The sequence below is a fragment of the Aeromonas sp. 601039 genome (assembly GCF_049174415.1).
GTDB classification, from domain to species: Bacteria; Pseudomonadota; Gammaproteobacteria; order Enterobacterales; family Aeromonadaceae; genus Aeromonas; species Aeromonas veronii_A.
In genome coordinates this window covers 23,160-33,598 of the sequence record NZ_JAAKTL010000032.1, presented here as the reverse complement: position 1 = coordinate 33,598, position 10,439 = coordinate 23,160, and the positions used below count along the sequence as shown (strand labels likewise).

General features: G+C 61.0%; 8 protein-coding genes. 2 read left to right on the top strand and 6 right to left on the bottom strand.

Annotation, left to right across the window (positions count from 1 at the left end; all coding sequences use genetic code 11):
• Positions 1–317 precede the first annotated feature (317 nt).
• The 5 genes from cysC to cysG all read right to left on the bottom strand — a co-directional run bounded on the left by cysC (position 318) and on the right by cysG (position 6,657).
• Positions 318–908 (bottom strand): adenylyl-sulfate kinase, encoded by a 591-nt coding sequence (gene cysC, locus G5195_RS18960; RefSeq protein ID WP_421223775.1) that lies wholly within the window; start codon positions 906–908, stop codon positions 318–320.
• Positions 909–1,046: 138 nt separating this feature from the next.
• Positions 1,047–2,771, bottom strand: coding sequence for an SLC13 family permease (locus G5195_RS18955; protein WP_268012053.1), 1,725 nt, complete (start codon positions 2,769–2,771; stop codon positions 1,047–1,049).
• Positions 2,772–2,775: 4 nt separating this feature from the next.
• Positions 2,776–4,203: a sulfate adenylyltransferase subunit CysN gene (gene cysN, locus G5195_RS18950; RefSeq protein WP_376902278.1), complete on the bottom strand. Its 1,428-nt coding sequence runs from the start codon at positions 4,201–4,203 to the stop codon at positions 2,776–2,778.
• A gap of 12 nt (positions 4,204–4,215) precedes the next feature.
• On the bottom strand, positions 4,216–5,148 hold the full coding sequence (gene cysD, locus G5195_RS18945) for a sulfate adenylyltransferase subunit CysD (RefSeq protein ID WP_323137704.1): 933 nt from the start codon (positions 5,146–5,148) through the stop codon (positions 4,216–4,218).
• Positions 5,149–5,220: 72 nt separating this feature from the next.
• Positions 5,221–6,657 carry a siroheme synthase CysG gene (gene cysG / locus G5195_RS18940; RefSeq protein WP_376902277.1) on the bottom strand — a complete coding sequence of 479 codons (1,437 nt, stop codon included), beginning with the start codon at positions 6,655–6,657 and terminating at the stop codon, positions 5,221–5,223.
• 197 nt (positions 6,658–6,854) lie between these two features.
• Between cysG and G5195_RS18935 the strand changes: the two genes are divergently transcribed.
• Both G5195_RS18935 and G5195_RS18930 read left to right on the top strand, forming a co-directional pair.
• A complete protein-coding gene (locus tag G5195_RS18935; protein ID WP_005335703.1) occupies positions 6,855–7,778 on the top strand; it encodes an SPFH domain-containing protein in 924 nt (307 codons plus the stop codon).
• Entirely contained in the window at positions 7,775–8,230 is a 456-nt protein-coding gene (locus G5195_RS18930; protein WP_376902276.1) for an NfeD family protein, read from the top strand. The genes G5195_RS18935 and G5195_RS18930 overlap by 4 nt, the downstream gene beginning before the upstream one ends.
• Before the next feature lie 69 nt (positions 8,231–8,299).
• Here the strand turns inward: G5195_RS18930 and G5195_RS18925 are convergent, their stop codons facing one another.
• Positions 8,300–10,405: a methyl-accepting chemotaxis protein gene (locus tag G5195_RS18925; RefSeq protein WP_421223778.1), complete on the bottom strand. Its 2,106-nt coding sequence runs from the start codon at positions 10,403–10,405 to the stop codon at positions 8,300–8,302.
• Between the last annotated feature and the right edge of the window lie 34 nt (positions 10,406–10,439).

Sequence of the window (10,439 nt, the reverse complement as noted above, 5' to 3'; positions counted from 1 at the left end):
TTGTCATTGAACACCTCAGGTCATGGTGGCGACTGTACCACCTAAAATGGTGTCCGGGATGATTAGACCACTACAGTATTTGGATAATCGCGAATAACCCCGCCGCGATATACGCAAGGATCGGAAGATCCCCTTGCGGGATTGCTATCTGCCGCCTTGGAACAGCTCAAGGCTCATTGGTGCCACTATAATCTGGATTTATAGGTTTTCCGATAATGACCCAAGTTTTGCTTATAGTGGCTGCTGCCAACCCAGCTGCGCCTGTGGTAGCCAAGTGGCAGACCACTGGGCGCTTGTTTTAGGTTCTTCCGATCCAATTACAGATAGTTCCCCTGCCGCAGGGCGGTCAGCAGCTCATCCACCAGCGTATCCACCGGTTTACCGGCATTCAGCAGATGGATTTCCGGCTGCTCCGGCGCCTCGTAAGCGGAGTCGATACCGGTGAAATTGCGAATTTCCCCTGCCCTAGCCTTCTTGTAGAGCCCCTTGGGGTCGCGCTCTTCACAGACGGCGAGCGGCGCATCGACAAACACCTCGACAAACTCCCCTTCACCCAAGAGGCTGCGCACCAGCGCCCGCTCGGCACGAAATGGCGAGATAAAGGCGGTGAGCACGATCAGGCCCGCGTCCACCATCAGTTTTGCCACCTCGCCGACCCGGCGGATATTCTCCTGCCGCGCGGCGTCATCGAAACCGAGATCGCCGCAGAGGCCGTGGCGTACATTGTCCCCATCGAGCAGATAGGTGTGCTTGCCTTGTGCCGCCAGCGCCTGCTCCAGCGCCCCCGCCAGGGTCGATTTGCCCGCCCCGGAGAGCCCGGTAAACCAGATCACCAGCGGTTTTTGCCCTTTAAGCTCGGCCCGGCTCTGTTTGTCCACGGCATGTTTGTGCCACACGATATTGCTCATCCCACACTCCTTGATTGGCGCTCACGCCTCAAAACTTAAACGGTCCGGCACCACGGGGAGCCACCTCGAACTATCAGCCGCCAATGTGCTGATGCCATGGTATTGCTCACCCAACACGCCTTGATTGGCACTTACGCCTTAAAACGGAAACAGCAGGGGCACCATCACAATCACCCCGAGGCTATAGGCCAGCGAGACCGGCAGGGCCAGCTTGAGGTAGTCCGGCATCTTGTAGTTGCCCGCGGCATAGACCATCAGGTTGGTCTGGTAGCCGTAGGGTAGGATAAAGCTGGAACTCGCCCCGAACAGCACCGCCAGAATAAACGGCATGGTCGAGACATCCATGCTGAGCGCCAGCTGGTAACCCATGGGGAAGGCCAGCGCGGCGGCGGCGTTGTTGCTCATCAGCTCGGTCAACACCAGCGTAAACACATAGATACCGATAAAGGCGATGATGGGGCTGGCACCGTTAAACTCTCCCATCAGCCAGTCGGCGATAAGCTTGGCCAGTCCGCTCTTTTCCAGCTGATCGGCGATGGCCAGCGCCCCGCCCACCACCAGCCAGATATCCAGCGGGAAGCGGCGGCGGATCTCGTCCAGGGTCAGAATGCGGGTGAGCAGCAGCGCCACCAGCATCAGCAGCAAGCCCTTGAACAGCGGCACCAGATCGAATACCGAGAGCGCCAACACCCCGAGAAAGCCCAGCACCACGGCGGCGCTACGCTTGCCATCGAGACGGGTGGAAGCTTCCAGCCCACTCACCACCACAAACTCCCGTCCCAGCGATTTGTTGCGGGCAAACTGGGGGCCGGGGGCCAGCAGCAGGGTATCACCGGCATGCAGCTCAATCTGGCCGAGGCCACCGGTAAGCTGGGTTTCACCGCGGCGCACCGCCAGTACCACCGCATCGAAGTGGGTGCGAAACTCGGCATCCTTGATGGTCTGACCCACCAGCCGCGAGCTGTGGCTGACGATCACCTCCACCAGATGCTGGCCGTTGAGGCGGTGCTGGCCGTAGAGATCCAGCCCCTTCATCTCCTGCAACACACCGACGCTCTCCACATCGCCGCAAAACAGCAGTACGTCCCCTTCGTGCAGCTCGTGTTCCGGCTGCACCGGGCAGATCACCTCATCGCCGCGAATGATTTCCGCCAGATAGAGGCTTTTCAGGCTGCGCAGGCCGTTCTCCTTGACGCTGCGCCCCGCCAGCGGCGAACCGGCGCCCACCTTGGCCTCGAGAAAGTAGCCGGATTCGCGGCTCATCTCGGTATCCTGCACCGGCAGGTGACGGGCAAACAGCAGCACGGCCACCAGACCGGTCAGCAGAGTACCCGCTCCCACCATAAAGAAGTCGAACATGCCGAGCGGCGGCGCCCCCATCTTGATGAGGAAGCTGTTGACGATCAGGTTGGTGGAGGTGCCGATCAGGGTCAGCACCCCGCCGAAGGTGGCCGCGAAGCACATGGGCAACAGCAGCCGCGATGGCGCATGGTTGGGGTTGCGTTTGACCGCTCCCAGCATGGAGGCCACCACGGCGGTGTTGTTGACGAAGGCAGACAGGAAGGCGGTGGAGAACCACACCTTCACCAGCACCTTGTTGAATGAACCCGTGCCCACCAGATTGGCGAACCAGCTCATGATGCGGGTCTTCTCCACCGCCAGCGACACCAGCAGCAACAGCACCAGCGTCAGCAGGGCACTGTTGGTGTAGCCCGCCGCCACGGCGTTGATATCCGCCAACCCGCTCAGGTAGGTGATGAGCACGGCGCCCGAGAAGAGCAGCGCCGGGCGGAGTTTGCCCTGGATCAGCAGGGCCACGAGAGCAGCCAGCAGACCCAGCACCAGGAATTGTTGCCAGGTCATGGGCTTACTCCTTGTTTGTGTCGTTACCGATGGCAAGGGCTTGCCAGTGCGGGAAGTGCTTGCGCACCAGGGCGTTGAGCTCGATCTCAAACTCGCTGTAGTGCCCTTTTACCGCTTTGGCGGCCAAGCCTTCCACTATCATGCCAGCGCCGACGGTGACGTTGGTCAGCCGGTCGATAAGGATAAAGCTGCCGGTATCGCGGATCTCCTGATACGGGTCGAACGCCACCGGGTCGGTGAGGCTCAGCTCGCACAGGCCGATCTCGTTGAGCTTGAGCTCGCTGGCGGGCAGCTCGTCGAGCTTGTTGATCTCGATGCGGTGACGGATGGCCTCCACCTGACCGCGACTCTTCTTGGTGGCCAGCTTGACGTCGTAGACCCGGCCCGGTTGCAGGGACTCCTCCCCCATCCAGACGATATGGGCCAGCAGGTTCTGGGTCACTTGCGGACGGTTGGCGGCATCCACCAGCAGGTCGCCGCGGCTGATGTCGATTTCATCCGCGAAGGTGACGGTGATGGCCTGACCCGGCAGGGCGTGCTCCAGATCCCCGTCGAAGGTGACGATGCGGGTGACTGTGCTCTCCTTGCCCGACGGCAGCACCGCCAGCTTGTCGCCCACCCGCAGGATGCCGGAGGCGAGCGTGCCCGCGAAGCCGCGAAAATCGAGGTTGGGGCGGTTCACATACTGCACCGGCAGGCGTACCGGATGGCGTTCCAGCTCGCGCTCAACCTCGGCAGACTCCAGCAGCGCAAGCAGGGTCTCGCCCTGATACCAGGCCAGCTTGTCGCTCTGGTTGACCACGTTGTCACCGTCCAGCGCCGAGACCGGCACGATATGGATAGTGTCGACGCTGAGCTTTTTGGCGAACTCGCGGTAATCGGCGCTGATGCGCTCGAACACCTCCTGACTGAACTCCACCAGATCCATCTTGTTGACCGCCACTACGAACTGCTTGATGCCTAGCAGGCTCGCAATAAAGCTGTGGCGACGGGTCTGATCCAGCACCCCTTTGCGGGCGTCGATCAGAATGATGGCGAGATCGCAGGTGGAAGCGCCGGTGGCCATGTTGCGGGTGTACTGCTCGTGGCCCGGGGTATCCGAGATGATAAATTTGCGCTTGGCGGTGGAGAAATAGCGGTAGGCCACGTCGATGGTGATGCCCTGCTCGCGCTCCGCCTGCAGGCCGTCAACCAGCAGCGCCAGGTCCAGCTTCTCGCCGGTGGTGCCGAGCTTCTGGCTGTCGGACTCCAGCGCTTTCAACTGATCTTCATAAATCTGCTGGGAGTCGTGCAGCAGGCGACCGATAAGGGTGCTCTTGCCGTCATCCACGCTGCCGCAGGTGAGAAAACGCAGCAGACTCTTGTGCTGCTGGGCGTGCAGGTAGGCTTCGATGCCCTGTTCGGTGATGGCGGTCTGAATATGGCTGTTCATGCTGACGACTCCTTAGAAATATCCCTGACGCTTCTTCTGCTCCATGGAGCCGGCCTGATCGTGGTCAATCAGCCGCCCTTGCCGCTCGCTCGAGGTGGTGAGCAGCATCTCTTCAATAATTTCCGGCAAGGTGGTGGCATCGGATTCGATGGCCCCGGTCAGCGGGTAGCAGCCGAGGGTGCGGAAGCGCACCAGCTCCTGCTTCACTTCGTCTTCCGGGCCGATGGGCATACGATCGTCATCCACCATGATCTTGATGCCATTGCGCTCCACCACCGGACGGTAAGCGGCGAAGTAGAGCGGCACTATGTCGATCTTTTCCAGATAGATGTATTGCCAGATATCCAGCTCGGTCCAGTTGGAGAGCGGGAACACCCGGATGCTCTCTCCCTTGTTGACCTGGCTGTTGTAGACCCGCCACAGCTCCGGACGCTGGTTTTTCGGATCCCAGCGGTGGGACTTGTCACGGAAGGAGTAAACCCGCTCCTTGGCGCGGGACTTCTCCTCGTCGCGGCGGGCGCCACCGAAGGCGGCATCGAAGCCATATTTGTTGAGCGCCTGCTTGAGCCCCTCGGTCTTCATGATGTCGGTGTGCTTGCCGCTGCCGTGCACGAAGGGGTTGATGCCCATGGCGAGCCCTTCCGGGTTCTTGTGGACGATCAGATCCAGCCCGTACTTTTTGGCGGTCTCGTCGCGGAATTTGATCATCTCCTTGAACTTCCAGTCGGTGTCGACGTGGAGCAAGGGGAAGGGGATCTTGCCCGGATAGAAGGCCTTGCGGGCCAGATGCAGCATGACGGAGGAGTCCTTGCCGATGGAGTACATCATCACCGGGTTTTCAAATTCGGCAGCCACCTCGCGGATGATATGGATGCTCTCGGCTTCCAGCTGCTGCAAGTGCGTCAATCTTTCACGGTCCATGTTGGTCCTCGGGTCATTGCTTATGCGCCTGCTCGGGGCGCTGGGTGGTTCAGTTCGCGGCCGCGCTGGCAGCCGCATCAAATATCTCTTTCTCGGTCAGGCCAGCTGCACCAGCTTGAGGTCGCAGCCATCGAGATCCGGGTCAGCGCGCAGCTGCTCGCCGCCCTTTTCCCCAAACCAGGCCAGCCGCTCGCGCAGGGCAACCACTTCGCCGATGACGATAAGCGACGGGCTTACCGCCTGTTTGGCCAGCTCAGCCAAGTCGGCCAGCGTGCCGGTCAGCACCCGCTGACGGGATGTGGTGCCGCGCTCGATGATGGCGATGGGGGTGGCTTGGCTTCGGCCGTGATCCGCCAACTGCTGCTGGATATGCTCGGAGCGCATCAGCCCCATGTAGATGACCAGGGTCTGACTGGTGGCGGCGAGCTGTTGCCAGTCGGGCTCTTTGCCCTCTTTCTGGCAATGACCCGTGATAAAGACGGCGCTCTGGGCGTAATCACGGTGAGTGAGCGGAATGCCGGCATAGGCGGTGGCACCGGCAGCGGCCGTGATGCCGGGCACCACAGAGAAGGGGATACCTTCGTCGGCCAGCACTTCCAGCTCCTCGCCGCCCCGGCCAAACATAAAGGGATCGCCCCCTTTCAGCCGCACCACCCGGTTGCCCGCCTTGGCGTATTCCACCAGCAGGCGATTGGTCTCCTCCTGCGGCACGCTGTGGGCGCCCGCCTTCTTGCCGACCGACACCAGAGTGGCATCGCGGCGCACCAGATCGAGGATCTCAGGCGAGACCAGCTGGTCGTAGAGCACCACTTCAGCCTGTTGAATCTGTTGCAGCGCCTTGAGGGTCAAGAGGCCCGGGTCACCGGGGCCCGCCCCCACCAGCACCACCTCGCCCACTTCGCTTTTCGCCTGATCGAGGCCATCGCTCAGCCACTGCTCGGCACCTTGCCAATCCTCTTTTTCAATCAGGCTGGCGAGGGTGTTGGAGGCAAAGGCGCGCTCCCAGAAGCGGCGACGGTCGGAAATCGAGGAGAGCACCCGCTTGGCCTTGTCACGGACCCGGCCGGAGAGCTCGGTCAGCCCGCCAAGATGGCGCGGCAGCAGGCTCTCCAGCCGTTCGCGCAGCAGGCGCACCAGCACCGGCGCCTTGCCACCGCTGGAGACCGCCACCATCAGCGGCGAGCGATCGATGATCGAGGGGAAGATAAAGCTGGAGCGTTTGGGGTCATCCACCACGTTGACGAACAGACCCAGCTGGTTGGCACTTTGATAAACCAGCGCATTGACTTCGAGATTGTCTGTAGCGGCAACGACCAGGATCTGGCCTGCCAGATGGGCCGGGGTGAAGCGTTCCGCCAGATGGGTGAAACGACCGGTGAATTCCGCAAATTCCGGTTCAAGTTCCGGGGAGACCAGGGTCAGCCGGGCACCGGCCGCCAGCAGCAGGCGCGCCTTGCGCAGGGCAACCTCGCCCCCGCCCACCAGCAGTACCGGACGGCCTTCCAACTTGGCAAACATAGGTAAATAATCCATTTCGGCCCATCCCTCGGAACACGACTAATATGGGGCGACTATAGGCAGGGCAGCTTATCCCTCAAAATAATAAAAAATGCTTTTTAATGCGTTTTGGTAATTAGCAAAGCCGATTCATGACAAAGGCGTACAAAGTCACTTGTGGTACCTGACGCCAGACCATAGGCTAGGGACTGTGTTTCATAAGGAGCTAAATGATGAATGAATCATTGATTGTGCTAGGGATTTTCGTGTTCCTGGTGCTCGCCACACTGAGCGCGGGCATCAAGATAGTGCCCCAGGGCTACAACTGGACGGTAGAGCGCTTCGGCCGCTACACCCGCACCCTGACCCCGGGCCTCAACCTGTTGATCCCCTATGTGGATCGGGTCGGCCACAAGATCATCATGATGGAGCAGGTGCTGGACATCCCGGCACAAGAGGTGATCTCCCGCGATAACGCCAACGTCACCATCGACGCCATCAGCTTTGTGCAGGTGGTGGATGCCCGCAAAGCGGGTTACGAGGTCAACGATCTCACCAGTGCCATCCGCAATCTCACCATGACCAATATGCGCACCGTGCTCGGTGCCATGGAGCTGGACGAGATGCTCTCCCAGCGCGACACCATCAACGAGAAGCTGCTGCGCACCATGGATGCCGCCACCGCCCCCTGGGGCATCAAGGTGACCCGCATCGAGATTAAAGATGTGCGCCCGCCGCTGGCACTGGTCGAGGCGATGAACGCCCAGATGAAGGCAGAGCGCCAGAAACGGGCCGAGGTACTGGAGGCCGAAGGGGTGCGCCAGTCCAAGATCCTGAAAGCGGAAGGGGAGAAACAGTCCCAGATCCTCAAAGCCGAGGGTGAGCGTCAGGCCGCCTTCCTCGCCGCCGAAGCGCGGGAGCGGGCTGCCGAGGCGGAAGCCAAGGCGACCCACATGGTTTCCCAGGCGATTGCGGAAGGAGACCTGCAGGCCATCAACTACTTCGTGGCCCAAAAATATACCGAGGCACTGGCCCGCATCGGTGAAGGCCCCAACAGCAAGATCATCATGATGCCGCTGGAAGCGGGCAGCCTGATTGGCTCTGTGGCTGGCATGGCCGAGCTGTTCAACAAAGATGGCAAGGGCAGCAAGTCATGACATCCCTTTTCGAGGGGCTGACCCACTGGCACTGGCTGGGGCTCGGCTTCATTCTGCTGGCCATCGAGGTGCTCGGCTCGGTGGGCTTTTTGCTCTGGACCGGCATCGCCGCACTGGAAGTGGGCCTGCTGCTGCTGATCTGGCCCTTTGGCTGGCAGGCGCAGTTGCTGCTGTTTGCGGTGCAATCCCTACTCACCACCTGGGCCTGGTGGCGCTGGCAACACCAGCGTGACAACTCGGGTCAGGATGCCGCCAGCACCATCAACGAGCGGATGCAGAGCTATATGGGCCGCGAGCTGACCCTGCTGGATGATGTCACCCAGGGCACCAGCCGGGTGCATCTGGACGACACGGTCTGGACAGTGCGCTGCGACGAGTCGCTGCCTGCGGGCAGCAAGGTCAGGGTGGTGGGGGCCGACTCCCACATCCTGCTGGTTGAACCCCGCAACTGACGCAACTCTGCCATCGAGTCATAAAAAAGCCCGCGATCGCTCGCGGGCTTTTGTCTCTCTGGCGGCTACTCAGGTACGCAGCCGATCGAGCTGACTGGCCAACGCCGTGGCCGCTTGCTCCAGCGCTTCGCTCAGTTGATGGCTGGAGCTGGCCTCCTGCCCGATCACGTTGGCGGTATCACCAATCCGCATCAGGTTCTGGTTGATGGTGTCGCTCACCGCACTCTGCTGCTCGGCAGCGGTGGCCACCTGACTGATGTGGTCGTGGATCTGCTGGATCTGGGCCACCACCCGATTGAGCGCCTCGAACGCCTGCTCGGTGCCCTGCACCGTGGTGGTGGAGCGCTCGATGCCGGTATTCATCAGACGTTGACTGCTGCTCACCTCTGTTTGCAGGCTACCAATCAGCTGGCCAATCTCGTCGGTCGATTCACGGGTCTTGGTCGCCAGCGCCCGTACCTCATCCGCCACCACCGCAAAGCCACGGCCCATATCACCCGCTCGTGCCGCTTCGATGGCGGCGTTGAGGGCCAGCAGATTGGTCTGCTCGGCAATGGCGCGGATCACATCGAGGATCCGGCTGATATTGGTGCTGCGCTGGGCCACCAGCGCCACCGCTTTATCCGCCTCATGCATATCGCCGACCAGAGTATGGATCTCGTTGCGGGCATTGCTGAGGGTCTGCTGGGCGGTATTGATGTGGTGGGTCGCCGCTTCCGACTCCTGCGCTGCCTGCTCGGCATAACCTGCCACACTGACTGCCGTGGTGCTCATCTGATGCATGGCGCTCACCACGCTCTCCAGCTCCAGATTCTGCTCGTCCAGACTGTTGCGCATGGTGTCGGCGGTATGTTTCATCTCCCGCGCCTGCTGGTAGACCTGCTGACCGATCCCCTTGCTCATTTGCACCATGCCCCGCAGCTTGCCGAGGAAGGCATTGAGCTGGGACCCCAGATCGATCAGCTCCTGATGGGTGTCGATCTCCATCTGCTGGGTCAGGTCCCCCTCTTTGCTGGAGAGATGGCCCACATGGCGACTGATAAGAGAAAGTGGCGCTGTGATGGTCTGGATAAACCAGACCAGCAGCCCCAGCACCAACAGGGTAATCCCGCCCATGGCGATGATCTGCTGCCGCTGGCCATCCACCAGCAGGGCACCCAGTTCATTGCTGATGGCGTGCGCCTTGCTCAGCGCCAGCGTCTTGGGCACCTTGATCATCAACCACCACTGGGTATTGGCTGCCTCAACCCGGATGGGCTGATGAAGAATAAAGTCACTGTCGCTGCTGACCGGCCGACCGTCAGGCAGGGTCAGGCCCACCTCCTTGAGTGGACGGCCCAGCTTGTCGGCATAGCGGTTGCTGCCCACAATCAGCCCCATCTTGCTGACCAGGGTCACGTCCGCCTTGTTGTCATAGAGGCTCTTGCCAAGGTTTTCAGCCAGTTGCTGGAAGATGGGCAGGTTCATATCCACACCGGCCAGCCCGACAAACTTGCCGTCACGCAGCACGGGCACCGTCAGACTGGTCATCAGCATCTTGTTGCCCGGGCTGATTTCATAGAGGTAGGGCTCCATCAGGCAGGGCTGGCGGGTATCGCGGCCACAGAGATACCACTCGCTGTTGCGAATGCCGAACTCGTTGAGAGAGGTATCAAACTTGGCCTCGCTGGCAGCGGCGTCCACCGCTTGCTGGGCGACGGCCCCTCCCTGATCCTTGGTGAAATAGACCTCCAGACTCCCCTTTCCTGCCACCGAGTGGCTGGCCCCGCCCAGCCAGTTGCCATCCTCGCCATCATAGCCATCCGGTTCAAACTGGGCATAAATGGAGCTGATCCCGCTCGCTTGCTGCAGGCTGCTGCCGAGCAGAGACTCCACTTGGGGCCGCGACAACCGCAGTTCCGGCTTGGCCATCCCGGCTTTAATCTGGGCGGTCACGGTCAGGGGGATCTGATAGGAGTTCTGCATCAGCGAGGCAATCTGGATGGCATAGCGCTCCGCCTGATACTGCAGGCTGCGGGAGACCTCCTCTTCCAGTGCATCGCTGGTCTGGGTCATCACCATGTTGCGAAGGGAGCTGAAAGAGGCCGATTGCAGCAGGGTCATGGCCAGCCCGGTCAGCAGAAACAGCCCCATGGTAAGGCACAACAACTTGAACTTGAGGGAACGTTGCTTCATGCGACAACTCCTTATGGCAGAATAACAACGAATT

What these genes read in the sequence shown, in the direction of transcription:
- G5195_RS18955 (WP_268012053.1), bottom strand. Translation starts at nt 2,771, where the DNA reads ATGACCTGGCAACAATTCCTGGTGCTGGGTCTGCTGGCTGCTCTCGTG.
- G5195_RS18925 (WP_421223778.1), bottom strand. Translation starts at nt 10,405, where the DNA reads ATGAAGCAACGTTCCCTCAAGTTCAAGTTGTTGTGCCTTACCATGGGG.
- cysC (WP_421223775.1), bottom strand. Translation starts at nt 908, where the DNA reads ATGAGCAATATCGTGTGGCACAAACATGCCGTGGACAAACAGAGCCGG.
- cysN (WP_376902278.1), bottom strand. Translation starts at nt 4,203, where the DNA reads ATGAACAGCCATATTCAGACCGCCATCACCGAACAGGGCATCGAAGCC.
- G5195_RS18935 (WP_005335703.1), top strand. Translation starts at nt 6,855, where the DNA reads ATGAATGAATCATTGATTGTGCTAGGGATTTTCGTGTTCCTGGTGCTC.
- cysG (WP_376902277.1), bottom strand. Translation starts at nt 6,657, where the DNA reads ATGGATTATTTACCTATGTTTGCCAAGTTGGAAGGCCGTCCGGTACTG.
- G5195_RS18930 (WP_376902276.1), top strand. Translation starts at nt 7,775, where the DNA reads ATGACATCCCTTTTCGAGGGGCTGACCCACTGGCACTGGCTGGGGCTC.